23 protein-coding genes are annotated in these 26,090 nt (G+C 38.8%); 16 read left to right on the top strand and 7 right to left on the bottom strand.

Annotated elements, in window-relative coordinates:
- Positions 1-80: 80 nt before the first annotated feature.
- The 4 genes from rpe to map all read left to right on the top strand — a co-directional run bounded on the left by rpe (position 81) and on the right by map (position 3,284).
- On the top strand, positions 81-782 hold the full coding sequence (rpe, locus tag NMG86_RS24125; protein ID WP_026788036.1) for a ribulose-phosphate 3-epimerase: 702 nt from the start codon (positions 81-83) through the stop codon (positions 780-782).
- Between the two features lie 285 nt (positions 783-1,067).
- Positions 1,068-1,859 carry a peptidoglycan-binding domain-containing protein gene (locus NMG86_RS24120; RefSeq protein ID WP_052338581.1) on the top strand — a complete coding sequence of 264 codons (792 nt, stop codon included), beginning with the start codon at positions 1,068-1,070 and terminating at the stop codon, positions 1,857-1,859.
- 78 nt (positions 1,860-1,937) lie between these two features.
- Positions 1,938-2,378, top strand: a complete 441-nt coding sequence (locus NMG86_RS24115; RefSeq protein ID WP_043938966.1) for a GNAT family N-acetyltransferase — start codon at positions 1,938-1,940, stop codon at positions 2,376-2,378.
- Between the two features lie 69 nt (positions 2,379-2,447).
- Positions 2,448-3,284: a type I methionyl aminopeptidase gene (map, locus tag NMG86_RS24110; protein WP_026796673.1), complete on the top strand. Its 837-nt coding sequence runs from the start codon at positions 2,448-2,450 to the stop codon at positions 3,282-3,284.
- 238 nt (positions 3,285-3,522) lie between these two features.
- On the opposite strand, the gene NMG86_RS24105 is transcribed toward map, so the two are convergent.
- Complete coding sequence (locus NMG86_RS24105; protein ID WP_026788033.1) at positions 3,523-4,746, bottom strand: glycosyltransferase; 1,224 nt, start codon at positions 4,744-4,746, stop codon at positions 3,523-3,525.
- 75 nt (positions 4,747-4,821) lie between these two features.
- On the opposite strand from NMG86_RS24105, the gene NMG86_RS24100 reads away from it, so the two are divergent.
- From NMG86_RS24100 to NMG86_RS24065, 8 genes are all read left to right on the top strand, one after another.
- The gene (locus NMG86_RS24100; RefSeq protein WP_026796672.1) at positions 4,822-6,624 is read left to right on the top strand and encodes a fatty acyl-AMP ligase; all 1,803 of its coding nucleotides are present in this window, start codon (positions 4,822-4,824) and stop codon (positions 6,622-6,624) included.
- A gap of 279 nt (positions 6,625-6,903) precedes the next feature.
- Positions 6,904-8,694 (top strand): fatty acyl-AMP ligase, encoded by a 1,791-nt coding sequence (locus tag NMG86_RS24095; protein WP_026796671.1) that lies wholly within the window; start codon positions 6,904-6,906, stop codon positions 8,692-8,694.
- A 106-nt stretch (positions 8,695-8,800) separates the two neighbouring features.
- Positions 8,801-9,277, top strand: coding sequence for an acyl carrier protein (locus NMG86_RS24090; protein ID WP_026788030.1), 477 nt, complete (start codon positions 8,801-8,803; stop codon positions 9,275-9,277).
- The gene (locus tag NMG86_RS24085) at positions 9,270-10,595 is read left to right on the top strand and encodes an aminotransferase class I/II-fold pyridoxal phosphate-dependent enzyme (protein ID WP_026796670.1); all 1,326 of its coding nucleotides are present in this window, start codon (positions 9,270-9,272) and stop codon (positions 10,593-10,595) included. The genes NMG86_RS24090 and NMG86_RS24085 overlap by 8 nt, the downstream gene beginning before the upstream one ends.
- 52 nt (positions 10,596-10,647) lie before the next feature.
- Entirely contained in the window at positions 10,648-12,213 is a 1,566-nt protein-coding gene (locus NMG86_RS24080; protein WP_026796669.1) for a B12-binding domain-containing radical SAM protein, read from the top strand.
- 293 nt (positions 12,214-12,506) lie between these two features.
- A complete protein-coding gene (locus tag NMG86_RS24075; RefSeq protein WP_081692385.1) occupies positions 12,507-13,550 on the top strand; it encodes a polyamine ABC transporter substrate-binding protein in 1,044 nt (347 codons plus the stop codon).
- A 125-nt stretch (positions 13,551-13,675) separates the two neighbouring features.
- Positions 13,676-14,587 carry an ABC transporter permease gene (locus NMG86_RS24070; protein ID WP_026795273.1) on the top strand — a complete coding sequence of 304 codons (912 nt, stop codon included), beginning with the start codon at positions 13,676-13,678 and terminating at the stop codon, positions 14,585-14,587.
- 23 nt (positions 14,588-14,610) lie between these two features.
- Positions 14,611-15,453 (top strand): ABC transporter permease, encoded by an 843-nt coding sequence (locus NMG86_RS24065; RefSeq protein WP_026796668.1) that lies wholly within the window; start codon positions 14,611-14,613, stop codon positions 15,451-15,453.
- Between the two features lie 95 nt (positions 15,454-15,548).
- Here NMG86_RS24065 and NMG86_RS24060 read toward each other — a convergent pair whose 3' ends face one another.
- The 3 genes from NMG86_RS24060 to NMG86_RS24050 form a co-directional block, all read right to left on the bottom strand.
- Positions 15,549-15,980, bottom strand: coding sequence for a DUF2442 domain-containing protein (locus tag NMG86_RS24060; protein ID WP_043938968.1), 432 nt, complete (start codon positions 15,978-15,980; stop codon positions 15,549-15,551).
- Positions 15,962-16,345: a type IV pilin-like G/H family protein gene (locus NMG86_RS24055; protein ID WP_087882259.1), complete on the bottom strand. Its 384-nt coding sequence runs from the start codon at positions 16,343-16,345 to the stop codon at positions 15,962-15,964. Before NMG86_RS24055 ends, NMG86_RS24060 begins: the two co-directional genes overlap by 19 nt.
- 238 nt (positions 16,346-16,583) lie before the next feature.
- The gene (locus NMG86_RS24050; protein WP_026796666.1) at positions 16,584-16,874 is read right to left on the bottom strand and encodes a hypothetical protein; all 291 of its coding nucleotides are present in this window, start codon (positions 16,872-16,874) and stop codon (positions 16,584-16,586) included.
- Between the two features lie 196 nt (positions 16,875-17,070).
- On the opposite strand from NMG86_RS24050, the gene NMG86_RS24045 reads away from it, so the two are divergent.
- Entirely contained in the window at positions 17,071-17,580 is a 510-nt protein-coding gene (locus NMG86_RS24045) for a helix-turn-helix transcriptional regulator (protein ID WP_026796665.1), read from the top strand.
- 75 nt (positions 17,581-17,655) lie between these two features.
- Here NMG86_RS24045 and metH read toward each other — a convergent pair whose 3' ends face one another.
- Both metH and NMG86_RS24035 read right to left on the bottom strand, forming a co-directional pair.
- The gene (gene metH / locus NMG86_RS24040; RefSeq protein WP_026796664.1) at positions 17,656-21,174 is read right to left on the bottom strand and encodes a methionine synthase; all 3,519 of its coding nucleotides are present in this window, start codon (positions 21,172-21,174) and stop codon (positions 17,656-17,658) included.
- 270 nt (positions 21,175-21,444) lie between these two features.
- Positions 21,445-22,674: an adenylate/guanylate cyclase domain-containing protein gene (locus NMG86_RS24035; RefSeq protein ID WP_026796663.1), complete on the bottom strand. Its 1,230-nt coding sequence runs from the start codon at positions 22,672-22,674 to the stop codon at positions 21,445-21,447.
- 631 nt (positions 22,675-23,305) lie between these two features.
- On the opposite strand from NMG86_RS24035, the gene NMG86_RS24030 reads away from it, so the two are divergent.
- Positions 23,306-23,731, top strand: a complete 426-nt coding sequence (locus NMG86_RS24030; RefSeq protein ID WP_026788022.1) for a hypothetical protein — start codon at positions 23,306-23,308, stop codon at positions 23,729-23,731.
- On the opposite strand, the gene NMG86_RS24025 is transcribed toward NMG86_RS24030, so the two are convergent.
- On the bottom strand, positions 23,724-24,914 hold the full coding sequence (locus NMG86_RS24025; RefSeq protein WP_026796662.1) for an IscS subfamily cysteine desulfurase: 1,191 nt from the start codon (positions 24,912-24,914) through the stop codon (positions 23,724-23,726). The two genes, NMG86_RS24030 and NMG86_RS24025, sit on opposite strands and share 8 nt — an antisense overlap.
- 134 nt (positions 24,915-25,048) lie before the next feature.
- Here NMG86_RS24025 and NMG86_RS24020 point away from each other — a divergent pair, with 134 nt between their 5' ends.
- Together NMG86_RS24020 and NMG86_RS24015 are read left to right on the top strand one after the other, a co-directional pair.
- The gene (locus tag NMG86_RS24020) at positions 25,049-25,699 is read left to right on the top strand and encodes a DUF3386 domain-containing protein (RefSeq protein ID WP_026788020.1); all 651 of its coding nucleotides are present in this window, start codon (positions 25,049-25,051) and stop codon (positions 25,697-25,699) included.
- A gap of 101 nt (positions 25,700-25,800) precedes the next feature.
- A complete protein-coding gene (locus NMG86_RS24015) occupies positions 25,801-26,040 on the top strand; it encodes a NifU family protein (protein WP_026788019.1) in 240 nt (79 codons plus the stop codon).
- Positions 26,041-26,090: the final 50 nt, after the last annotated feature.

The following is a 26,090-nucleotide window of genomic DNA, read 5'->3' as shown; positions in this document are numbered from 1 at the left end:
AACCTCTAAAACCAGTAAACCCAATACCAGGATTCTGATACAATGGTGACAACTTGAGATGCAGGAGAACAGATTAACCCATGACCGCAACCCAGAAACCGATTGTTATTTCCCCCTCTATATTATCAGCAGATTTTAGTCGTCTTGGTGAAGAAATTCGGGCGGTGGATGAAGCTGGCGCCGATTGGATTCATGTTGATGTGATGGATGGTCGCTTCGTTCCCAATATTACCATTGGGCCATTAATTGTGGAAGCTATTCGTCCGGTAACAAAAAAACCTCTGGATGTCCACCTAATGATTGTGGAACCGGAAAAATATGTCGAAGGTTTTGCTAAAGCTGGCGCTGATATTATTTCGGTTCACGCCGAACACAATGCTTCTCCCCACTTACATCGAACCCTTGGCCAAATTCGAGAACTGGGTAAACAAGCGGGTGTGGTTTTGAATCCTTCTACTCCCTTAGAATTAATTGAATATGTCTTAGAGCTTTGTGACTTGGTGTTAATTATGAGTGTTAACCCTGGTTTTGGCGGACAGAAGTTTATCCCCGGAATTGTGCCGAAAATTCGCGCCTTACGTCAAATGTGCGACGAACGGGGTTTAAATCCTTGGATTGAAGTTGATGGCGGTCTGAAAGGGGATAATACTTGGCAAGTGTTGGAAGCCGGGGCTAACGCCATTGTTGCGGGTTCTGCGGTGTTCAATGCTCCTGATTATGCTAAAGCTATTGAAGGAATTCGCCATAGTAAACGCCCTACTCCTGAGTTAGCAACAGTCTAATATTCCATCATGAAATGTTGGCTACAGATTCCTCCCGTAGAGACGTTGAATGCAACGTCTCTACACCGTGGGTAGAGGGATAATCTGTAGCATCTATAATTGGATTTCATTAATCTGAGTTTGATCGGATTTTTCTATATTATTACCCCCCTTGATGATCGAGAGGGCTAATTTTATGTAAAAATTTAACAACTTACTCTTTTCTTCATCGCCTCCTGATGCTAAGATTCAATTCAGAAACTTGAATTTAGTAAAGTTAAACTTTATAAAAATAGGGTAAAAGCCATGGGGATTAAAACTGCTATTATTGCCGGCTTGTTTTCTTTAGTTCTTCCTGTATTTGTTCCCGTTGCTTTCGCAACATCGAATTCTGGTTCAGGAATCACAGAATCCTGGCAGGAAAACGGTAATTCCGGGGTAAACTCAAGCGTTACAGACGCAGAAACAGCCAGACGGGAACTGTTTTCTCAACCCTTTTATCAACCTGAAACTCAACCCCCTCGCCATCGGGAACGGGTATTATCCCAAGGCACTGAAGGCTCCCAAGTCACGGGGTTACAACAACGCTTAAAAGCCCATGGGTTCACCCCAGGTAAAATTGATAGTGTTTTTGGCCCTCGGACAACGGCATCGGTGCAGGCGTTTCAGCAGGCTAAAGGATTAGAAGTGACCGGGGTTGTAGACCGCGACACCTGGCAAGCTTTATCGGCGGAGCCTCAAGTTGCTAGTTCGGTTACAGTTAAAGAGGATACTGTTTTATCCAGAGGTTCCCGGGGAACGGACGTTCGTGTATTACAGGAACGTTTGGAGGCGAAAGGATATAATCCTGGCCGAATTGACGGGGTTTTGGGTTCTCGCACTCTTTCGGCGCTGCATGAATTTCAAATTGCTCAAGGCTTAGAAAGCAGTAATCAAGTTAATCAAACAACTTGGACAGCTTTAAATAGTGAATCGTCGCTTCCCGAAACTCCCACTCATTTAACAGAAGAAAATCCTAATTTGAATGAGGATGGAAGTACAGATTTAGGCAATAGTTCTGAAGAAAAGGTCTTCAATTTAGACGGGTTTACCAACTAAATATCATTCCCACCCCTAGAGACGTGCAAAGGCGCGTCTCTTTTTCTATTTTTATATCTTTCAAAATCGAGGGGAATCATGTCAATACTATTAGAAATTAAACGGGTAAAATCCACCGATTTAGGTTTATTAAACCAATTATATACAGAAATGGATGGAGAATTGCCTATGTCTCTATTGGAGGTTGAACAAATTTTTGAGCAAATTCAGCAAGTTCCCAACTACAATATTTATATTGCATGGCTAAACAATGAACCAGTCGGTACATTCAGCTTATTATTTATTCCCATGATTTTGCATCACAGCAAATCTGCGGTTATTGATGCCGTGATTGTCACTTGTGGTTATAGAAATCAAGGAATAGGTAAAGCCATGATGCACGAAGCCCTCAAACTCAGCCGCGAGGCGGGATGCTATAAAGCCATGCTTTCGTCTAATTTAAAACGGACTAACGCCCATCAATTCTATAAGTCTTTAGGGTTTAAACAGCAGGGTTGGAGTTTTAGTCTGGAACTGTAACCCAAAACTTGAAATTTTAGGGTAATTTATTAAAGGTATTTTCTCTGAACACACTTAACTCCGAACACGATGAATATTCTTGCTGATTTTCTATCTAAACCGACTCAAACTAATTCCCCTCAAGTTAAAAAAAGTGGCAGAGGAATCTATATTAAATCACCTCAAGAAATAGAAACTATGCGACAAGCTGCAAAAATTGTGGCTACGGTATTAAAAGAAATTTCCCAACGGGTTCAACCAGGGATGACTACGGCGGATTTAGATGCTTATGCAGAAAAACGGATTCGGGAAATGGGAGCAACCCCAAGTTTTAAAGGATATCATGGATTTCCGGCTTCTATTTGTGCTTCGATTAATAATGAAGTGGTTCATGGTATTCCTAACCGTCGCAAGGTGATTCGTACCGGGGATGTTTTAAAAGTTGATACCGGGGCTTATTATCAAGAATTTCATGGGGATTCTTGTATTACAATTGGGGTGGGTGAAGTTTCTCCAGAGGCAAAAAAATTAATTAAAGTGGCTGAAGAAGCCTTATATAAAGGCATTGAACAGGTCAAAGCGGGAGCTTATTTACTCGATATTGCTGGGGCGGTTCAAGACTATACAGAAGCCAATGGTTATAAAATCGTAGAAGAATTTACAGGTCATGGAGTGGGAAGAAATCTACACGAAGAACCCTCGGTTTTTAATGCTCGTACCCATTCTTTACCCAATGTTAAATTGAAAGCGGGAATGACTTTAGCCATTGAACCGATTCTGAATGCAGGTTCTCGATTTACTAAAATTTTATCTGATAAATGGACAGCCGTAACCATTGATAATGCCCTATCTGCTCAATTTGAACATACGGTTTTAGTCACCGAAACCGGCTATGAAATTTTAACAGATCGCTCTAGTATCAGTTAACAGTCATCAGTCATCAGTCATCAGTCATCAGTTATAGCAACCGCCAAGGCAGTTAAGACACCAGACGGATCTTGGAACCCAGACGGTAAAGTGTTTCCCCCTGTTCCGGTGTTCCCTGTTCTCGTTCGACAAGCTCACGACGCAGCCTGTTCCCTGCTATATCAGTTTGTTGATTGACTCTAGTAATTCTTAATTCTTAATTCTTAATTCCCCCAATGATTCGGATTCAAACAGTTAACTATTCTGAAATTTTTTGTTCCCAAATATCAACTAAATTTTTAATTACTACATCCCAACTATAATTACCGACGGATTTCATTCCTTGATTTCCGAGGGTTTTTCTTAATAGAGGATCTTCGATTAATTGCTTTAATTTGTGTGTAAAATCTTCTGGATCTTGAGGAGTATATAAAAATCCATTTTCCCCATCTATAACATTTTCAACTAACCCTCCCGCCCGGGGAGCTAATACGGGAATACCGGACGCAAAAGCCTCTAATACGGTTAATCCTCTCGATTCCCGTTCCGAGGTGGTAATATGAATATCACTATTAGCATAAACCGCCGGAACTTGGTCATAGGCTACCCGACCCAGGAAATAGACATGACGGGTAAATTTTGTTAAACCTGCGATGATTTCGTCCTGCATTTGTCCATCCCCAATAATAATAAAACCGACTTTTTCTAAATCAATTTTTTCTGCAACTTTTGCCATGGTTTTTAAAGTAAAATTCCAACCTTTATCGGGGGTTAGACGACCGACAAAAATCAATTTAGTTAAACGATCTAATTCGGGTAAATTATAATATTTTTTAAAAAAATCTTCTTCTTTTAAATTAGGGTTAAAGCGTTGGGCATCAAATCCGGCTAAATTCTCATAAACCGCATTATGAATTGACATTTGGGGGGCGAGTTGATAGGTGATTTTACTGGTAAATAAGGTGACATCATAGCCATTATAAATCCAAGCAAAAATCCTTCTAAAAATTTCTCTAATGATTTCTACCGCAAATTTAGGTAAGGGAATATAATCTTCAGCGTAGGATAAAAACCAAGTTCTAAAAAACGCAATACAGGGAATATTTGCTTTTTTAGCATAGTCTATTCCAGCCCGTCTAAAAAATCCAAAAAATAGCCTTTCTGGTTCATCAACATGAACTAAATCGGGCTGAAATTTTTCTAATTCTTTTAATAAAATAGAATAGGATTTAATAGAAGGGTTACGTTCAAAATCTAATCCTAAAAATGGCGTACTAGGTAAATTATAAACTCGCACACCTGGTAAAATATTGCCGCTATATTCTCGCCAATTGGGATAAACACTTTCAATGGTGCTATAGTCGGGACAAAAAAATAAAACCTCATGTCCCCATTGACTTAACTTCTGGAGTCGCATCATCGCACTAACCGTAACCCCATCAATCACGGGGAAAAAACCAGAGGAAATAATGGCAATTTTCATACTAAACTGTACCTTGATCGTAGTGAGTCCTTTAGGACTCTATGTAGTGAGTCCTTTAGGACTCTATATTAAGGTATGAGCAGTTTTTCTAATTTAGTCGATTTATTGCGCGATCGCGCTGAACATAAACCAGATCAACTCGCCTATCGGTTTTTAGCCGACGGAGAAACGAGTCAGCAAACCCTGACCTATCTACAGTTACATCAACAAGCTGTCCAAATTGCATCTTATTTACAATCATTTTTATCCCCAGGTGATCGGGTTTTAGTCGTTTATCCCTATAGTGCGGGATTAGAATTTATTGCGGCGTTTTTTGGCTGTTTATATGCGGGTGCGATCGCCGTTACCGATAACCCTCCAGTCTCCCCCCAAGCAATTGTTAAGCTACAAACCCGTTTAGAATCTTCTCAATGTCGGGCAATTTTAAGCACAAAAGCATTAATTGAACAGTTAAAAATACAATTTTCTGTGGAGAAAGAGGAGGAGACGCGCCGTGGCACGTCTCTACGGTGGGTGGCGACCGATGACCTTTTGGCTCAAAACCTCGCTATAGACTGGCAAGAACCGCCAATTAACGGGGATACCGTCGCTTTTTTACAATATACTTCCGGTTCCACCGGAACCCCAAAAGGGGTAATTGTTACCCATGGAAATGTTTTGCATAATTCGGCAATTATTTATAAGGCTTTTGGCCATCACAATAATAGTAAGGGGTTAATTTGGCTTCCCCTATTTCACGATATGGGATTAATTGGGGGAGTTGTTCAACCTTTATATGGATCATTTCCGGTTACTTTGATGTCCCCAGTTGCTTTAGTCCAAAAACCCTTTCGTTGGTTAGAAGCGATTTCTGAATATCAGGCTACCACCAGTGGCGGGCCAAATTTTGCCTATGATTTAGTCTGTAGGACAGCGACGCCTGAAAAGTTAGAACAGTTAGATTTAAGTTCCTGGGATGTGGCCTTTTCCGGGGCTGAACCTGTACGCTGGGACACCCTTAAACGGTTTGCAGAAATTTTTGGCCCCTGTGGGTTCAAACCGGAGGCGTTTTATCCCTGCTACGGAATGGCCGAAACTACCCTATTTATTTCCGGTGGACACAAACACCAAACCCCTAATATTCTCTGGGTTGATCCCGTCGCCCTAGAACACAATCAAGTCATCCAAACACAGGAAACATCACTGGCTAATAACCCACAGTCCAGAAAAACTCGATCGCTAGTCAGTTGTGGCTTCCCCTGGTTGGCAGATGAGGTGATGATTGTTGATCCGCAAGAGTTAACGCCCCGGGACGCGGATCAAGTGGGTGAAATCTTGGTATCGGGGAAAGGTGTGGGTTTGGGATATTGGGATAAACCCGAAGACACGGAAACCACCTTTCGGGTTTATGTCGAGGGACGGGGGCCCTATTTACGCACGGGAGATTTAGGATTTTTACAGGACGGGGAATTGTATATTACGGGACGGATCAAGGACATGATGATTTTGTGGGGAAGAAATCGTTATCCCCAGGAAATTGAAGCTACCCTAGATACCTGTCACCCGGCTATTCGTGCTGGACATAGTGCGGCGTTTTCGGTGGAAACGGAACTCGGAGAACAGTTAATTATTGCCGCAGAAATCGAACGGCGGTATTTACGAAACTTGAACGTTGAGGAAGTCGTCAATGCTATTCGTCAGGCGATCGCCGAACAGAATACCGTGGATGTCTTTGCAATTGTATTATTAAAAACCACAACTATTCCTAAAACCACCAGTGGTAAAATTCAACGTCGTGCTTGTCGGACTAAATTTTTAGAAGGGAGTTTAGATAGTGTTGGACAATGGAGATTAGATACAGAAACCAGTCAATTGTCAGAATTGGCAAATCGTTCTTAAAAGTTAACCATCGTAGGGTGTGTAAGCGATCAGCACCCGCACCATTACCACTTAAATTGATTATAAAACAACAACAATTATCAGTAAAAGTTAGATATTTGCTGAATCAAAAAACAGTGAATCTGTGGAAATAAACCTAAGCAAAAGCTGAAACCCTTTAAAAATGGTTAATAAAATTAACGAGAGTAATGAAGACTCCCTGTGTGTTTAAAACCTCTTTGTGTCTTTGTGTCTTTGTGGTTAAATATAGATAACAAAACATCACCCTAATTTTTTTACATGACTCAGCAATTCAACTCGTGGCAATGGACAACCTTAATTGAACTTTTAGAATATCGTGCATCCGAGCAACCTAATAAAATTGCCTATACTTTTTTAGTGGATGGGGAAAACGAAATTTTAACTTTAACCTATCAACAATTAAACCAACAAGCCAGAACAATTGCTGCTAAATTACAAGCTATTTGTCAACCTCAAGATCGAGTTTTATTACTATATCAACCGGGGTTAGATTATATTAGCGCATTTTTTGGATGTTTATATGCCGGAGTGATTGCCGTTCCCGCCTATCCCCCCAGACCCGATCGATCTTTGCCTCGTTTACAAGCGATTATTACTGATACAAATGCCACGGTTGCCTTAACCACTGAAGCCACATTATCGGGTTTACAGCGATTTTTTCCAACTATGTCTGATATTGCGCCGTTAAATTGGTTTGCAACAGATATCTTAGATCATGAAATTGGAAAGACTTGGCAACCTCCTATTATTAATAGTCAAACTCTTGCCTTTTTACAATATACTTCCGGTTCTACTGCTACCCCTAAAGGGGTAATGATTTCCCATCAAAATCTATTACATAATTTAACAGCAATTTATGATTGTTTTGGTCATTCCCCGGAAAGTACGGGGGTAATTTGGTTGCCTCCCTATCATGATATGGGATTAATTGGTGGGGTTTTAGAACCTTTATTCGGGGGATTTCCGGTGATTTTAATGTCGCCTTTAATGTTTGTTCAAAATCCCTTACGCTGGTTACAAACTATTTCCAAATATCGGGGAACAACCAGTGGAGGGCCGAATTTTGCTTATGATTTATGTGTAAGAAAAGTATTAAGAAATGGGGGGATAAATTCATCCCAAAAATTAGAAAATTTAGATTTAAGTAGTTGGGAAGTGGCATTTAATGGGGCTGAACCCATTTATCACGAAGTTATAGAAAAATTTATTCAAACTTTTGCCCCCTACGGATTTAGGCGAGAGGCTTTTTATCCCTGTTATGGTATGGCTGAAGCGACTTTAATTATTACGGGAGGTTTAAAAACAGCATCACCAATTTTTAAAACCGTTGATGGTATTGCTTTAGAAAATCATCAGATTGTAGAAGTTGATGAAGTGACTACTAATTTAACAGCCAATACCAAAATATTAGTCGGTTGCGGTCAGTGTTTATCAGATCAAAAGGTATTAGTTATTAATCCTGAAACCTTGAATATTTGTGAACCGGGAAAAGTCGGCGAAATTTGGGTTTCTGGGCCGAGTGTGGGACGGGGATATTGGAATAAACATCAGGAAACAGAAACTCTGTTTAACGCCTATTTAACAACGGGAGAAGGGCCATTTTTAAGGACAGAGGATTTGGGATTTTTAGATGATCAAGAACTATTTATTACCGGAAGAATTAAAGATATTATTATTATTAATGGTCGGAATCATTATCCCCAAGATATTGAATGGACAGTTGAACAAAGTCACCCCCTAATTAGACCCAGTGGAGTTGCGGGATTTTCTATTGATATCAAGGGGGAAGAACGGTTAGTCGTTGCAGTGGAAGTAGAACGTCAATATTGGCAACAAATCCGCACCTGGGATAATCATAACGGTTCTGCAAAAACCTCCCCTGAACAGGTGATTCTTCAGTCCATCCGTCGCTCCGTGTCTCAAAACCATGATTTACAGGTCTATAAAACGGTGTTACTAAAACCCGGAACTTTACCTAAAACCTCCAGTGGTAAAATTCAACGCCATGCCTGTCGTGCTAGTTTTATAGCGGGCAAATTGGGGGAATAGGGAATTACAAATTACGAATTACGAATTACGAATGGGGAATTGGTAAGTAAAACAGGATTCTGCTATCTTGGGATGCTAAAGTTTTAGGGTGATGGAGGAGTGATTCATGCAAGTGTTAAATGCGTCTATGAATGGGACAAAACCCCAACAACCATCGGTAACGGTGCATCATCCAGAATCATTGGTGAACGGCATTGAGTCTTTCGAGTCTGTCGCCACAATTGAGGGGTGGTTAGTCAGTCAACTCGCGGAACGGTTAGAGTTAGAAGCTTTAGAGATTGATTTAGAGGAGGATTTTACTAATTATGGCCTCAACTCTATTGAAGCAATTAACCTCTCTGGAGACTTGGAAACGATTTTGGGACGCCGACTTCCCCCCACCCTGTTATGGGATTATCCCAATATTTGTACTTTGGCTAAATATTTAGCCGATCACAACACCTTGGATATTACCCAATATCAAAACGGGATTTCCCCGAAAGATGCGGAACATCTTTTACAACATTTAGATCAATTGTCGGATACGGATGTCGATACGTTATTAAATATTTTATTATCAGAACAGGAAGAAATCAATGATTAGTTTATTACCTTCTGTTAGTCAGTTATCTTGTCAAGAAAAGCGATCGCTTCTCGCAGAATTACTGGAAAAAAAGGCCAAATCTGCCCCTCTGCCTGAAATTCCAGCCGAATATTATCAAATTGAATACTTTCCTGAATATCTACATCTGAAACAACAACAGCAAGAATTGGCAGATTTAGGATTAGGAAATCCCTTTTTTACACCCCAGGAGGGAATTGCCAATGATCGGGCTAGAATTCGCGGTCAAGACTATATTAATTATGCCACCTATAATTATTTAGGAATGTGTGGTGATCCGATTATTTCTCAGTTTGTAAAAGAGGCAATTGATCGCTATGGAACCTCAGCCTGTGCCAGTCGTTTATTATCGGGTGAAAAGGTAATTCACCAAGAATTAGAACGGGCGATCGCTGATTTTGTTGGAGTTGAAGATAGTATTGTTTTTGTCGGGGGTCATGCCACTAATGTTACTACCGTGGGGCATTTATTCGGACAGCATGATCTGATTTTACATGATGCCCTAAGTCATAATAGTTTATTGCAAGGAGCTTTATTATCTGGGGCTACGGCGATCGCCTTTCCCCATAATAATTGGCAAGCTTTAGATCAAATATTACGAGAACGGCGCCCTCGTTATCAACGGGTTTTAATTATTGTCGAAGGGGTCTATAGTACCGATGGAGATATTCCCAATTTACCCGAATTTATTCAGATTAAAAAACATCATAAAGCCTTTTTAATGGTGGATGAAGCCCACTCTATAGGGGTATTAGGAAAACACGGTCGGGGAATTGGAGAACATTTTGGAATTAATCCCCATGATGTAGATTTATGGATGGGAACTTTAAGCAAATCCTTTGCCAGTTGTGGAGGATATATTGCCGGATCTAAATCATTAGTTGAATATCTGAAATATACCGCCCCCGGATTTGTTTTTAGTGTGGGAATTTCTCCCCCTAGTGCGGCTTCCGTGATTGCGGCGATTCAGGTTTTAAAAAATGAACCTCAACGGGTAGAACTATTACATCAAAGAGCTAAATTATTTTTAACTTTAGCTAAAGATCAAGGCTTAAATACCGGGTTAAGTCAAGATTCTCCCGTGATTCCTATTATTGTTGGAGATTCTTGGAAATCAGTACAACTCTCTCAAAATTTGTTCAAGCGGGGAATTAATGTACCTTTTATGTTTTATCCCTCCGTACCTAAAAACGCGGCGCGTTTGCGATTTTTTATTACTTGTAACCACATGGAAGAACAAATTCGTTATACTGTAGATACTCTTGCTGAAGAAGTGGCAAAATTGTCGGAAAATCCATGATTTTCGGGAATTTTGTGAACTTAGATGTTTATCTTTTACAGGGTTAATGATAATGCGTGTTCTTTTAATTTATCCCATTTTTCCCCAAAGTTTCTGGTCATTTGAAAAAGCCCTTGCCTTAGTCAACCGAAAAGCCTTACTTCCACCCCTAGGTTTAATTACGGTAGCGGCTATTTTACCCCAAAAATGGGAGTTTAAATTAGTAGACCGTAATGTTCGAGAGATCACTGAAGCGGAATGGGATTGGGCAGAATTGGTGATGGTTTCGGCCATGATTGTCCAAAAAGATGATTTTTTGGAGCAAATTCGCGAGGCGAAACGACGGGGCAAAAAAGTGGCTGTAGGCGGCCCCTATCCCACCTCCACACCCGAATCGGCAGAAATTGCCGGGGCGGATTATTTAGTTTTAGATGAAGGAGAAATTACTTTACCGTTATTAGTAGAAGCGATTGAAAGAGGGGATGAAAAAGGGGTTTTTCGCATAGAAGGAGACAAACCCGATGTTACGACATCTCCTATCCCTCGCTTTGATTTATTGGAGAAAGAAGCATACGATATGATTTCTTTGCAATACTCCCGCGGCTGTCCGTTTCAGTGTGAGTTTTGCGATATTATTGTATTATATGGACGGAAATCTCGAACTAAAACTCCGGCTCAACTTTTAGCAGAATTGGATCGGTTAAAAGAGTTAAATTTTAGTCAGGGTGTTTTCTTAGTGGATGATAATTTTATCGGCAATAAACGCAACGTTAAGTTATTGCTGCATGAATTAAAAGTTTGGATGAAGGATAATAATTATCCTTTCCGTTTAACCACGGAGGCTTCCATTGATTTAGCCCAGGATCAAGAATTAATGGATTTGATGGTTGAGTGTAATTTTCGGGCTGTCTTTTTGGGAATTGAAACTCCCGATGAAGATAGCTTAAATTTAACTAAAAAATTCCAAAATACTCGCGGATCTTTGAGTGATTCCGTGGAAAAAATTATCCGATCTGGGTTACGGGTGATGGCGGGATTTATTATTGGTTTTGATGGGGAAGAAACCGGGGCGGGCGATCGAATTGTCCGGTTTGTGGAAAAAACCACCATTCCCATTGCTATGTTTAGTATGTTGCAGGTTTTACCTAATACCGCCCTTTGGCATCGTTTAGAAAAAGAAGGACGATTAATTAAGGAAACTGGGAATGCGAATCAAACTACCTTAATGAATTTTCTGCCCACTCGACCAATTGAAGAAATCGCCCTAGAATATGTCAATGGATTTTATGAATTATACGATCCACAACGATATTTAGATCGCACTTACCGTCATTTTATGATGATTGGAGAGCCAAAAACTAATTCCATTGGACGGAAATTAGTGGATATGAAAACGATGCGGGCGCTATTGATTTTATGTTGGTATCAAGGGATTGTGCGGGAAACTCGTTCGACGTTTTGGCGATATTTATGGAATATTTTACGACACAAACCCAGGGTTTTAGATCATTATTTAGTGGTTTGTGGACAGGTAGAACATTTCTATGAATACCGCCAAATTGTTAAGGATCAAATTGAACAGCAACTCAAAGAACAACAAGTAGAAAGTCTACGTCAACTATCAAGTGTGACGCCATAACTGAGAAACTCAATCTTTTGAGAAAACGGGTTTCTGAAGCTCAAGTCTAGGTTTTATTTCCTAGATCAAATTCAGAAGCTCAGTTAATTTGGTTGTATGAGTTAGCCCGGTTGCGGGATATTATTCTCAATTGATGTACATTTTTTCCCTATCCTATGGGAAAATTAAATCAATTGTTGAATTTGTTAAACTTCCACTGAGAAAAAACAGTGTCTCCGACTTATCCACAAAAACATCGGAATTCTAGGGTTGCTCAAACACGACGTCAGTTTTTGCAAACTTCCGTTACTGCGATGGTAGCATCGTCCCTATCAAGCTGTGGTTGGACATTAGCTGAGGTCAAAACCACCCCGAACACTCAGATTTCCTCCGATACTCTGTACATTTACACTTGGTCTGGCTACACGGATCAAGATTTGTTAGATCATTTTAGAGAGGAAACTGGGTTAAAAGTTGTGGCGGATGTCTTCGATTCTAATGAAGCCATGTTAGCCCGACTCCAAGCCGGAGGAGCAAGTGCTTATAGTGTCATCTATCCTTCGGGATATATGGTGGAGAAAATGATTCAAATAGGTCTATTGGCTGAAGTTGATCACTCTTTATTAGTCGGATTAGAGGATTTATTTCCGCAATTTAAAAACCCGATTTATGATCCCGGCGGTCTTCATAGTGTTCCAATTAGTTGGGGAACAACGGGGTTAATTTATAACCCGAATAAATTAGAAACTCCCCCGAAAGATTGGAGTTATCTCTGGGAAAATAAAGATAAATTGTCAAAGCGAATTACGTTACTTAATGATGTGCGGGAAGTCATGGGAGCCTCATTAAGAATGTTAGGTTATTCCTATAATTCTACTGACCCCAATCAAATTAGACAAGCCTATGAAAAATTAGTGGAATTACGGCCGACGATCGCTTCTTTTACCACGGATTCTTGGCGACCACAAATGATTGTCGGGGACTTATCAATTGCTATGTGTTATTCCTCCGATGCAGCAGAAATTAAGGAGGAAAATGAGGATTTAAGATATATTACTCCCTATAGTGGATCATCTTTATGGATTGATACTATGGTAATTCCTAAAAGTGCTCCTAACCCCGAAGGAGCCTATAAATGGATTAATTTTATGTTGCGACCGGATATAGCCGCAACCTTAGTTAAACGCTTGAAATTTGCCACGCCTTCGAGATTAGCTTATGAAAAATTACCCGATGTTTTGAGAAATGATCCGACTTTATTTCCTCCAGAATCAATCCTAGCTCGCAGTGAAATGATTCATGATTTGGGTAAAGCTAATGAAATTTATGAACGGTATTGGACACAGCTAACCAGTTAATTGTTAACTGCTAAACCTTAACCAATCTATAGTAATTGTTAAGGTAATTAGAATATTCAACCCGGGTCAAACTCTCAGAAAAAAGCAATTTTTTCCCCCATTACCCATTACCCATTCCCTGATCTATGACTATTTCAACAAAAACTCCAACGACTTCTTCTCCACCCCCAATCAAAAAAGGCTGGCGACAACTCGGTTCTCAATTAATTGGCCCCTTGGCATTATTGGGGCCGTCGGGTTTATGGTTATTACTCTTATTAATCCTGCCAACTTTATTGATTTTTCAACTCAGTTTAGTTAAGGATATTCGCCCTGGGGATTTGGTAATTCCCAATGGCATTTATAATTATTTAAGAGTATTTGAACCGATTAATTTATTAGTGATTTGGCGATCGCTCTTTTATGCTTTTGGCACAACCACAATTTGTTTAGTCCTAGGATTTCCCGTCGCCTATTGGATTGCTCAATTAGCCCCGAAACAGTGGCGAAATATAATACTATTAGCCTTTATTTTACCCCTGTGGACATCTTCTTTATTAAGAACCTACGCTTGGATTACCATATTAAGACCAACCGGAGTATTAAACTCCGTTTTAGGATTAATTGGATTACCCGCCTTAGAACTATTAAATCGAACTCCGGCGGTTTTAATTGGCATGGCCTATAGTTATTTACCCTATATGGTAACAGTTTTGTATGCGTCTTTAGAAAAATTAGATCGGCGATTATTAGAAGCCTCCGCCGACCTAGGAGCGCGACCTGTAGAAACATTTTGGAAAGTCACCGTCCCCCAAACCTTGCCCGGAATTGCCGCCGGATCTCTGCTAGTTTTTATTAGTTCAATGGGAGATTTTGTCGATCCCGAACTATTAGGAGGAGCCTCAAGTATGACGGTTTCTCGATTAATTTATAACCAATTTTTAGGATCAACTCAAAATTGGGGCTTTGGTTCAGCCTTGAGTATGGTATTAATTTTTGGGGTGAGTATTGCGATCGCACTTTTAATTAAATATGGAGATCCTAAACCGTCTCGTTAATTAAAATAAATTAGGAAAAATTTATGGAAGAAATCCAACAACAACCAGAGGAGATCCTTGATATGGCTGCTAAACCAAAGTTTAGAATTTCTTGGCAGGTAGTTTTTGTCTGTTTGATGTTTTTTTATATGTACCTGCCGATTTTTGTATTAACATTTTTTAGTTTTAATAAATCTCGATATAGTGCGGGCTGGGAAGGATTTACATTAGAATGGTATGTCAAATTATTCCAAGATACCAGAATTTTAACCGCTTTAAATAATAGTTTAATCGTGGGAATTTGTGCCGTAGGAATTGCCGCGATTATTGGTACATTAATGGCCGTAGGATTAGCCCGTTATCATTTCCCAGGAAAAGGATTATATCAAGGAGCGTCCTATTTACCATTAATTATTCCTGATATCGCTATGGCGGTGGCAACCCTAGTATTTTTAGCCGCCGTTGCCATTCCCCTCAGTTTATGGACAATTGTATGCGCCCATGTTGTCTTTTGTTTAGCCTACGTTGCCTTAGTTGTTTCCACCCGTTTAGCCGATTTAGATCCCCATTTAGAAGAAGCCGCCTTAGACTTAGGAGCAACACCCATAGAGGCTTTTTTGCAAGTCTTATTACCTCAATTAATGCCTGGGATTATATCAGGTTGTTTACTAGCTTTTGTGTTAAGTATGGATGATTTTTTAATCGCCAGTTTCACCGCCGGAAGTGGGGCAAATACCTTACCAATGGAAATATTTAGTCGAATTAGAACCGGAGTCAAACCCGATATTAATGCCTTGAGCGTCATCCTAATTTTAGCCTCTGGATTCCTTGCCTTATTTGGGGAATATTTACGCATTCAAGGAGAAGGAAAACGCCTAAAAAACTAAACGTAGTAAGCCCTTCAGGGCTTAGTCTTTAGTATATTAAAAACACCATCGCCAGTTTTTTAAGAACTTTAATCAGTCTAACCCATCCGGTGAAATTAAACGGTAACTTTCTTAGGTCTACCTCCTTTTTTTCCATTGTTTCGAGATGCTTCAGATTTAGCTTTTGAGGTAGCTTGACCTCCTTTTCTTCCAAGTTCAGCCATCCAAGATTTTGTTCCAAAAATTCCCATCACTAACTCAGGAATTCCAAAATCTACATCTAAACTATCCCAATGAATACTTTCACCCGATGGCGGTATCCAAACATCGGCTAATTGTTCTGGTGTCGCATCCGCTAAACCTTGGGCAAGTCGAGGCGGAAAGCTAAAAATACTGCCATTTTTTAAGTGAATTACTATTAAATCTTGATCTTGATTATATTTTACAGAAATAGCCCTGGGTTCCGTTGTTTCTGCCTCTTGCCAAGCTTGTTTAGCTTTAGCAATTTCTTCTAAAAACCTATTCTTTGTTAATTTTGTGAATTGCATTGCATATAAGTTTCAAGTTCAGATTGTTTGGCTTCTGCTATGCAGCAAGGAAAATCATCTTTATTATTAGGAGCATTGAAAACTTCAATCGCGTATTTGTAATTGTTTGTTTCAGTTTTAATTCCTAATTCTAGCTGTTCCAAAGTCTGAGCAAAGGCTCCATACTCTTGATAATAGACTTGCTGTGAGCGGTAACAAATACTTAGATTTTGCTTGGCTTCAACCTCTTTAGCTTTATGAATTTGGTCAATTATTACAGGGAGAGCTATTCCAGAGAGGATACTTATTATTATAATAACTACTAAAAGTTCAATTAACGTAAATCCAAGAGATAAGTTTTTTTTAAAATTTACATATATAGTCATAGTTTTTATGTTATGAAATAAGCCCATAATTAATGAATATAAAATTATAAGTTTGTTTTTTAAACAAGGATTAATTTATAGAAACACAAATAACCAGCATATTATTTGGGGGCTACAAAATTTTAAATAAATTGGATAAATCTAACTTAAATATTAGATTTGTCCAATTTATAGACATTTTTGCTATTTACATAGCTATACAAAATTAGGTAAATGAATTAGGTTAGAGATGAAAATTTTACCACCAAGACCAATAATCATCCCAACATTCACCTACTTTAGAAGTATTTACGTTAATCCGTCGAAAATAAGCTCCTATTTTGGGATGTTTTGAATCACATAAGCCCGTGCCAGCACCACAAGGTATTAAACGATATCTACAGTAGTTACCTTCATCATTTTTTGTTACATCACTTAACTTGTAAGAATTCCAACCACGCCGTGCTGAAGCTGGTTTTGCCGTTATGACTATTCCTATGGTGAATATAGTCGCTAAGATGGTGAGTTTTGCAAATTTTCTATTGAACATAAATAGATATTCCCTCAATTATTTTTTTAACGTACAGAGTATGTACAAAACATTGCCTTTTTCTCTGATATTGAGTGATATTTCATATCTTAGTACGTCTTTGTACTAACTATAAATCAACTTACATCAGATTAAAACTGATATTAATCAGGATTTATGCTAGGATTTAATCAGGAATTTTAGGATTTTTACAATTATGGTAAAAATTGACGAACAGTTCAACTATGCTGCCCTACAGTGGGATTTGGAAGCACTTTATACTGATTTGGCTTCAGCTAAGGGAAAAAGACTAACCCCAATGGAAAAGTTGCATTTACGCGGGTTGTTGTGTGGATATAGCCCGGCGGAAATTGCAGAAAAATTGAGAAAAAACGTTAAGGGTGTAGAAACAGATTTATGTGCTACTTTATACCGCTATGTCAAGAATTTAGTTAACAAGATGGAAGAGCGAATTGAAAATTGGCGTAAGATTACTGAATATTTAGAAGAAGCAGGCTATAAAATAGAATCATTTTCCCAAACTCAAGCTCCAGAAAATTTAGAAAAATTTAACGTAACAAATATTACATTTCAACATAATCAAATTACTATAGATGTGTTTCTAAAAATTAATATCCCAATGGCTGAAAAATCATCACTAAAAACCGAAGATATAGTTGAAGAAATTATTGCTGAAGAAACTATTATAAATGGATTTAACCCCTAAGTTAAATAAAACAAAATTTTCGTTTAAAGTAAGCCTCAATCACAATGAGACTTACTCTAAAAAGATTAAAGAAAGTTAAAGATTGAAGTATTTAGAAACAGGATGATAGGTAATAAACGCCGTTGTAGACTGTTCTGGATAAATTTGTTCACTTTCATCCATATACATATTAATTCGGTCAGTTTGTAATAACTCAACCTGCTTATATTGGTCTTGAATATTCGGACAAGCCGGATATCCAAAACTATAACGAGAACCCCGATGACGTTGGGCTAAAACATCCCGCACATTATCCGGTTCTTCACTTCCAAATCCCAACTCCCGACGAATTTTTGCATGAGTCCATTCTGCCAACGCTTCGGCGGTTTGTACCGCCATTCCATGGAAATACAAATAATTCTTATAGTCATTTTCAGCAAACAGTTTTTGCGCGTATTCCGTAGCAATTTCCCCAACAGTTACCGCCTGCATCGGGAAAACATCAATTTTGCCACTTTCTTTAGAGGCAAAAAAGTCCGCAATACACAAGCGTTTTCCTGATTTTTGTCGAGGAAAGTCAAACCGGGCAACCTGTTTTTGATGATTTTCTGGGTCAAAAATTAATAGCGAATTCCCCTCCGATTGACAGGGGAAATATCCATAAATCACCGTAGGATGTAATAAATTTTCCGCTAAAATCTTAGCCTTCCATTCCGTTAAAACTGGATAGACTTTTTCAGCTAAAAATTGATTATATTCTTCCTTTGATTGTTCCCTGGGTTTGCGAAATTGCCATTGACCTACAACTAACGCTTGTACATCTAAATACCACCAAATATCCTCTATAGGAATATCTTGCGGTTGTAAAATTTTCGTTCCCCAAAAAGGAGGGGTGGGACGTTCAATATTAACATCAACAGCTTCAGAAGGTCGGGTATCAATCACAATTTCTTCAGGATTTTCTGAAGCATTTTTAACTGTTTCCGACTTAACTTTAATTTTCTTGACTTCTGCATATTCCCCTAAAAATCCCTGGGAATCATCCCATTTTTGGGCTGTTTTCGCAGGCATTAATTTATCCATGAAATTCAAGTCAGAAAAAGCATCTTTGCCATAAATAACTTGACCTTGATAGACATTTTGACAATCTTCATAGACAAATTTTGGAGTTAAAGCCGCCCCACCTAAAATTACCGGAACTGTAATACCTTCTTTATTGAATGCTTCCAAATTTTCCTTCATAAAAGCAGTGGATTTAACTAATAATCCACTCATGGCAATACAGTCCGCGCCATGTTCTTTGTAAGCATTGATAATATTTTCCACGGGTTGTTTAATCCCTAAATTAAGCACCCGATAGCCGTTATTAGATAAAATAATATCGACTAAATTTTTACCAATATCATGCACATCCCCTTTAACGGTAGCAATTAAAAACATTCCTTTGCCATTATTCCCCGTTTCTGACTTCTCCATATACGGTTCCAAATAGGCAACGGCGGCTTTCATAGTTTGGGCTGATTGTAATACAAAAGGTAACTGCATTTGTCCAGACCCGAACAATTCTCCCACCACTTTCATCCCATCCAAAAGAATATTATTAATAATCTCTAGGGGAGGATATTGTTTTAAACCTGCGGCTAAAGCATCATCTAATCCAATTCTTTCTCCATCAATAATATGACGTTTTAAACGTTCTTCTATCGGAAGGTTAATATCTCCAGAACGATCTCGTTTTGTGGTTTTACCCTGAAATAAATTGGTCAGTTCTCCTAATGGGTCATAAACACAAACATCCCCATCAAATCCTCGCTGGTCATAAATTAATTTGCGACAAACTTCTTGATGTTCGGGGTCAATTTTTGCCAAGGGTAAAATCTTATTGGCGCTAACAATAGCCGCATCTAACCCCACTTGCATAGCTTCATGCAGAAACACCGAATTTAAGACTTGCCGCGCCACCGGATTTAAACCAAAGGAAATATTAGAAACCCCTAAAACAATATGACATCCGGGCAATTCTTGACGAATTTGACGAATAGAATCTATCGTGGCTTTGCCATTATTTCGGTCTTCTTCAATACCCGTAGAAATCGGTAATGCTAAGGGGTCAAAAAAGATTTCATAAGCAGGAATACCATAATTAACGGCCGCATTATAAGCCCGTTGAGCAATTTCAAATTTCTTCTCGGCGGTTCTTCCCATTCCTTCCTCATCGATGGTTCCCACCACAATAGCAGCACCATATTTTTTAGCAATTTCTAACACTTTATAAAAGCGTTCTTCCCCATCTTCATAGTTAGTAGAATTGAGTAAACATTTTCCCCCAGATACCTTTAACCCCGCTTCCATTTTTTGCCATTCTGTCGAGTCTAACATCAAGGGTAAATTAACATTAGTCACAACGCGAGAGACTAATTCTTTCATATCTCTTACGCCATCTCGCCCAACATAATCGACGTTAACATCTAAAATTTGCGCCCCTTCTTTTATCTGAGATTTTGCTAAGGAAACTAACCCATCCCAGTCTTCTAAATTAAGTAAATCTCGGCATTTTTTAGACCCACTAGCATTGAGACGTTCACCAATAATTAAAAACGAGTTTTCTTGTTCATAACTTTGGGGACTATAAATTGAAGCCGCCGAGGGAATAAATTGCGGTTCCCGTTGTTTGGGTTTCAGGGTTTGAGAAATTTCAGATAATGCTTGAATATGCTCATAACGGGTTCCACAACAGCCGCCAATCACCTGAACTCCCAAATCTTCAACGAAGTGCATTAACGCCATTTTTAGTTCAAGTGGCGTAAGTTTATAATGGGCTTTTCCACCAACATTTTCCGGTAAACCAGCATTAGGAATACAGGAAACAATAAACGGGGAATTTTCCGATAAATAACGAATATGTTCTTTCATTAAATCGGGGCCAGTGGCACAATTCAAACCTAAAATATCAATTTTATAGGGGGCTAAAATTGTTAACGCCGCGCTCATTTCTGACCCGACTAACATGGTTCCAAAGGCTTCCATTGTGACGGAAACCATAATCGGACGACGTTCTCCTTTTTTAGTAAAAACGTCTTCAATTCCGTTTAATGCGGCTTTAATTTGCAGCACATCTTGGCAAGTTTCAACGATGAATAAATCCACACCTCCATCAAATAATCCTTCCGCTTGTTCTGCAAAGGCTTGATGTAAGGTGTCAAAATCAATATGTCCGAGGGTAGGTAATTTTGTTCCTGGCCCAATTGAACCCGCAACAAATCGGGGTTTTTCTGGTGTAGAATATTCTGCTGTTAAACCTTTAGCTAATTCGGCGGCGGTTTTGTTTAAATCATAAGCTTTATCAGCTAAATCATATTCAGCTAAAACAATAGAAGTGGCGCCAAAAGTATCGGTTTCAATAACATCTGCACCCGCTTCTAAAAAGCCTCGATGAACATTAGCAACGGCTTCGGGTTTGGTATATATTAAATATTCATTACAACCTTCGTAGTCTTTCCCGCCAAAGTCTTCGGCGGTGAGATTTTGGGTTTGTAGGTTAGTTCCCATTCCCCCATCAAACACGATAACGGGACGTTCAGGACTATGCAGACGGTCTAAAAATGCGCTTTTCATAGAAGGTTAATCATAGGGAGAAAGGGTGATTTTACAATTTTACACGAAGAAACCAGGTTCGGTGGTAAGAGGATATTTTGGGTTGTCCTATTGATTTAGGGACAATAGCTTATAAGTACCTAAACAAAATTAATTACACATCCTCTACCCTGTTCCCTCCCCCCTAGCCCCCCGTGCACGGGGGGTTTCGGGGGGGCTGTTTCGGTGTTCCCTCTCTCAACTAGGTAATTTATTTTGTACAACTACTTATTGTATGAATTTCTCTGTCATTTAACCGTTTAAACGCCAAGCAATTAAAGGTTCGACTTTTCCTTTCACAAAAATTGGGTCACAAGGTTGAACATTTAGTTTACAATTTAAGGCTTGATAAATGGGATCAGAAATAGTAATTTGTCCAGCCGGAGTAATTCCTTCCAAACGTTTACCCGTATTCACCACATCTCCAATAACAGTGTAAGTTCTAACTTTTTTTCCGCCAAATAATCCTTCAATTACTTCCCCACAGTGAATACTACAACCTGCTCCTAAGCCATAGGGATTGAGGACATTTTTAGCTGCTTCTTGCATCGCTTGAGCCGCTTGAATCCCCTGTTGTGGGGTGGCATATATCGCCATAATTTCATCCCCAGCTAGGGTAATTTTTAAGGGATGATATTGTGAAGATTCCGGTTCTACAGTTTGATAATAATGGTTTAAAACTTGGGCGGCAATATCGGGTTGTGTTTGTTCACACCATTGTGTAAAACCTCGAATATCCATAAATAAAATAGTGCGATCGCATTTTTGAAATGCCAAAGCTTCAGGATTATTTAAAGCCATTTCCACCATATAACTTCCCATCCCCCATTCTGCCATATTTCCTAATAGTCTTGCGGTCTGTTGGAGTTGATTTCGCTGTTGTGAGAGTTGAAACGCTTGTAAACCTAAAAGTAACCCAATTAAAATCAGACTTAACGTTAAAAATGAGTGGGTTTTACTTTGAAGAAAATGCAGAAAACTTCTTCCATATAATGTATTAGACTCTTTGGAAATTTCAACCACAATATAAAAAGCAATAATCATTAAAGTTCTGGTGATACTTTCCAGAGGAAAAAATAACCAATCAGCATTTAATTTCCCATGAAATCTTAATCCCTGGAGAGTAGCAATGATCAAAGAAAATATTAAGAATACTAAATGAATAGGTTCTTTAAAAAACATTACTCCATCAATGGGTAAATCCATTGCTGCGTACAAACCAACGCCGACCAAATTTCCCCAAAATCTATTGGAATTGGGACGAGAAAGCACCCATGCTTGGACTAACATGGCTACAACTAATAAATATTCTGTGGGGTTAGTAAAATATTCAATCCAACTTTTAGAAATAATAGTAGAGAGACTTTTTAAAATCAAAAAATAACCACTGTTGCTCAAAAGCTCACCCCAGAAAGCACTCCAGCGATTTCCTGTAAATCGAGATTCTAAAATGGGTCTGAAAGAATTAGATAATGTATACATGAATTCATCGTTTAATGCTAATATTATTTTTGAGATTTATTGTTTTACACAGACTGCCGTATACTAATTGTTTTTACGTCAGCTTTATTCACATCAATAATTTATTTTTTATAGACTGTGAATAGGGATTTTTTAAATTCTCAGCACCCAAACCCTAAGTAGTTATATTAGAAAATCACACTTTGTATCATAACATACTTTATGATGCGAAGTATTAGTCATTAATTTCTGAATTCAATTCCGCTTGAGTCCTATCTCAATTAAGTTGAATGTTATCTAAACTTGAGGATAAATCTAAAAAGTGACAATCCAGTGACAATCCAGTAATCCAGTGACGATACCAGTGTTTGAGGAGGGAGGCTACCTTCCCCGTAGCAGTCGGTAGCCCAGAATTATTCAAGAAACCTTGACATTTCCTTGATAAGTTCAGAAATTTCTGTAACAATAAATACATTAAGACACCAGACGGATCTTAAAACCCAGACGGTGAAGTATTTCCCCCTGTTCCCTCCCCCCCTAGCCCCCCGTGCACGGGCGGGGGCTGTTCCCTGCTATAACAGACTTGATACTCCGACTCAAAAATTCAGGGTCTTTTGTAGCACCTAAACTTTTTTAAAAAGGAGTGTTTATTATGAAAACTCAATGGGAAATTTATCGCAAATTAGAATTAATTCCTGATACGGTTTTATTTCCTTCAAATGAACAGGGAATATCGGGATTTTATCAAGGTAAAATATGGCATTGTTGGGTAATTTTTTGTGCCAAAAATTTATCAGAGCAACAAACACTTAACCATATCGAGGACTGTTTTAAACTCGATTTTTCCGATCCTAATTCAACAAAAAGATTTCATTTATTCCGAACCCTTTGGCTGATTTTAAATCAACCCATTCAATTCTCTAATCTCTCAACAAAATCAGAACCTTATGTTTGGAAAAGTTCTAATTTGTTAGGTTCCGCCCAATGGCATATTTATGATCCCAAAAGTGGTCTAACCTATGATTTACACTCGGAGGAAGATGTTTTAAGTTGGCTGGAAAAACAGAATTCTAATTAGGCAAAATTGAAATATTTGTTGAGCGAGATGCGACTTTTCTCAAGGCTTGAATAGTGTTTATCGTATGCTCTGCTACTTGGTTAATTTCTGATTCTGTAGTGAATCGACCCAAACCAAAACGAATCGAAGCATAGGCTAAATTATCCGAATGACCCAATGCTTTTAAAACGTGGGAGGGTTCAATTTTTGTCGAGGTACAAGCAGAACCAGAAGATACCGCCATCATAGTTTGTAATCCTAATAGTAATGCTTGACCATCAACACCGTCAATACTAATGTTTAAATTTCCAGCTAACCGTTGGGTTGGATGACCATTCAAATAAATTCCTTCTAGGGTTGATAATTTATTCCAGAGGTTTTCTCTGAGTTGAATTAACCTTTGAGTTTCAATTAACCTTTGGGATAAGGCAATTTCAATTGCTTTAGCAAATCCGACAATTTGGGGGGTACATAAAGTTCCTGAACGCATTCCACGTTCATGGCCCCCACCATGAAGTTGAGGTGCTAATTTCACCCTAGGATTTCTCCGCCGTACATATAATACTCCGATTCCTTTAGGGCCATAAATTTTATGGGCGGTTAAAGAAATTAAATCAATATTTAATTGCTGAACATCCAGAGGGATTTTACCAATAGCTTGGGCGGCATCAGTATGAAATAAAACCTCATGATTATGACAAAGTTCTCCAATTTCAGCTAAGGGTTGCAGCACTCCAATTTCATTATTAGCTGCCATAATCGAAACTAAAATAGTATCGGGACGCAGGGCTATTTTTAGGTCAGATAAATCAATCAGTCCATCGGATTTTACCCCCAGATAAGTAACTTCAAACCCCAAAGATTCTAAATAATGACAAGGATCAAGAACAGCATTATGTTCGGTTATGACAGTAATAATATGTCTACCTTTATTAAAATAGGCTTCAGCTACTCCTTTTAAGGCTAAATTATTAGATTCCGTAGCTCCACTGGTGAAAATAATTTCTTCGGGAGAGCAGTTAATTCCATTAGCAATAATTTCTCTAGCCTGTTTAACAGCGGCTTCAGCCTCCCACCCATAAGTATGATTAATACTGGCGGCATTACCAAAATATTCCGTAAAATAGGGTGACATTGCTTCTAAAACCAAGGGATCAACGGGGGTTGTAGCGTTACAATCCAGATAAATTGGACGTTTAGACATAATTATTGCCAATAAAAATAGGTGAGTTTTAATCTCTAATCCTTAAGTTTAGTCTATTTTTTTTGAGACTGAACTCAGGAACCCCTTAATATTCTATAATAGAGATTATAGTGCTGTTCATCCCTAGCTATTTTATGACCGAATCAAAAAACGCTTTAGATTTATTTCGGAATGCCTATGAAAATCGTTATACCTGGGACTCTAACTTCCCCGGTTATCAGGCTGAGATTGAACTTAAACAGGGGGATGAAGTCTACACCGGACAGATTCAAATTAACCCAGACTTGACGGTGGAAGTTAGCCAAATTGCTGACGAAGAAGTCAAGCAAAGCGTCTATACCCAACTGCGGGATGTGGTTACCCATCGTAAACGCAGTTCTTTTGAACAAGCCCATGGAAAAAATAAATTTAGTTTAGGAGAAATTGACGATACCGGGGCTTTACAAATCCTAGTCGAAGGTGATGCCATGGGATCAAATTATTCCGTGCGTGGCGATCAAATTTCTCGGGTTAGCCGCGTCATGGGTCGGATGGCATTTGTGATTAATACCCATGAAAGTTTGGACACCGGAAAAGGTTACGCAGCAGCCCGTTATGATGCGGTATTCCGTAACCCTCAAACTCAAGAAATTATTAAAGAACTTGAGTTTGAAGATACCTTTGAAAAATTTGGCAACTATTACATTATGACTCACCAAGTAGTTCATTCTAAAGAAGCCGATAAACTGATGATCACGGAGTTTAACTATTCCCAAGTCAAACTTCTTGAGGCCGTTGCGGTTTAATCGCAATCAGTGATTCCTAAAGGGGGATGAATTGATCCAAAAATAACGTTAGGATGAAACTATCCCAACTCGATTTCTGTACTCTCAATTTAAGGTAAATTATGGATACACTAGCACTAACTGAAAAAAACGTAGAGACTGTTTTAGATGAACTCCGTCCTTATCTAATGTCGGATGGGGGAAATGTAGAAATCGTTGAACTCGATGGCCCGATTGTTCGAGTCCGACTACAAGGAGCCTGTGGTTCTTGTCCTAGTTCTACGATGACCTTAAAAATGGGAATTGAACGCCGTTTGCGCGAAAGAATTCCTGAAATTTCCGAAGTTCAATCCGTTGCTTAGGGGATTTTTTTCCTAACAGATTGTCCAAAGTTTAATAATTAAAAATTATC

Source organism: Planktothrix rubescens CCAP 1459/22 (genome assembly GCA_904830895.1).
In the GTDB taxonomy this organism is placed as follows: domain Bacteria; phylum Cyanobacteriota; class Cyanobacteriia; order Cyanobacteriales; family Microcoleaceae; genus Planktothrix; species Planktothrix agardhii.
Note: the sequence above shows the minus strand (reverse complement) of the source record. Positions and strands in the feature narration are given on the sequence as shown.

What these genes read in the sequence shown, in the direction of transcription:
- rpe (WP_026788036.1), top strand. Translation starts at nt 81, where the DNA reads ATGACCGCAACCCAGAAACCGATTGTTATTTCCCCCTCTATATTATCA.
- NMG86_RS24120 (WP_052338581.1), top strand. Translation starts at nt 1,068, where the DNA reads ATGGGGATTAAAACTGCTATTATTGCCGGCTTGTTTTCTTTAGTTCTT.
- NMG86_RS24115 (WP_043938966.1), top strand. Translation starts at nt 1,938, where the DNA reads ATGTCAATACTATTAGAAATTAAACGGGTAAAATCCACCGATTTAGGT.
- map (WP_026796673.1), top strand. Translation starts at nt 2,448, where the DNA reads ATGAATATTCTTGCTGATTTTCTATCTAAACCGACTCAAACTAATTCC.
- NMG86_RS24105 (WP_026788033.1), bottom strand. Translation starts at nt 4,746, where the DNA reads ATGAAAATTGCCATTATTTCCTCTGGTTTTTTCCCCGTGATTGATGGG.
- NMG86_RS24100 (WP_026796672.1), top strand. Translation starts at nt 4,822, where the DNA reads ATGAGCAGTTTTTCTAATTTAGTCGATTTATTGCGCGATCGCGCTGAA.
- NMG86_RS24095 (WP_026796671.1), top strand. Translation starts at nt 6,904, where the DNA reads ATGACTCAGCAATTCAACTCGTGGCAATGGACAACCTTAATTGAACTT.
- NMG86_RS24090 (WP_026788030.1), top strand. Translation starts at nt 8,801, where the DNA reads ATGCAAGTGTTAAATGCGTCTATGAATGGGACAAAACCCCAACAACCA.
- NMG86_RS24085 (WP_026796670.1), top strand. Translation starts at nt 9,270, where the DNA reads ATGATTAGTTTATTACCTTCTGTTAGTCAGTTATCTTGTCAAGAAAAG.
- NMG86_RS24080 (WP_026796669.1), top strand. Translation starts at nt 10,648, where the DNA reads ATGCGTGTTCTTTTAATTTATCCCATTTTTCCCCAAAGTTTCTGGTCA.
- NMG86_RS24075 (WP_081692385.1), top strand. Translation starts at nt 12,507, where the DNA reads ATGGTAGCATCGTCCCTATCAAGCTGTGGTTGGACATTAGCTGAGGTC.
- NMG86_RS24070 (WP_026795273.1), top strand. Translation starts at nt 13,676, where the DNA reads ATGACTATTTCAACAAAAACTCCAACGACTTCTTCTCCACCCCCAATC.
- NMG86_RS24065 (WP_026796668.1), top strand. Translation starts at nt 14,611, where the DNA reads ATGGAAGAAATCCAACAACAACCAGAGGAGATCCTTGATATGGCTGCT.
- NMG86_RS24060 (WP_043938968.1), bottom strand. Translation starts at nt 15,980, where the DNA reads ATGCAATTCACAAAATTAACAAAGAATAGGTTTTTAGAAGAAATTGCT.
- NMG86_RS24055 (WP_087882259.1), bottom strand. Translation starts at nt 16,345, where the DNA reads ATGACTATATATGTAAATTTTAAAAAAAACTTATCTCTTGGATTTACG.
- NMG86_RS24050 (WP_026796666.1), bottom strand. Translation starts at nt 16,874, where the DNA reads ATGTTCAATAGAAAATTTGCAAAACTCACCATCTTAGCGACTATATTC.
- NMG86_RS24045 (WP_026796665.1), top strand. Translation starts at nt 17,071, where the DNA reads ATGGTAAAAATTGACGAACAGTTCAACTATGCTGCCCTACAGTGGGAT.
- metH (WP_026796664.1), bottom strand. Translation starts at nt 21,174, where the DNA reads ATGAAAAGCGCATTTTTAGACCGTCTGCATAGTCCTGAACGTCCCGTT.
- NMG86_RS24035 (WP_026796663.1), bottom strand. Translation starts at nt 22,674, where the DNA reads ATGTATACATTATCTAATTCTTTCAGACCCATTTTAGAATCTCGATTT.
- NMG86_RS24030 (WP_026788022.1), top strand. Translation starts at nt 23,306, where the DNA reads ATGAAAACTCAATGGGAAATTTATCGCAAATTAGAATTAATTCCTGAT.
- NMG86_RS24025 (WP_026796662.1), bottom strand. Translation starts at nt 24,914, where the DNA reads ATGTCTAAACGTCCAATTTATCTGGATTGTAACGCTACAACCCCCGTT.
- NMG86_RS24020 (WP_026788020.1), top strand. Translation starts at nt 25,049, where the DNA reads ATGACCGAATCAAAAAACGCTTTAGATTTATTTCGGAATGCCTATGAA.
- NMG86_RS24015 (WP_026788019.1), top strand. Translation starts at nt 25,801, where the DNA reads ATGGATACACTAGCACTAACTGAAAAAAACGTAGAGACTGTTTTAGAT.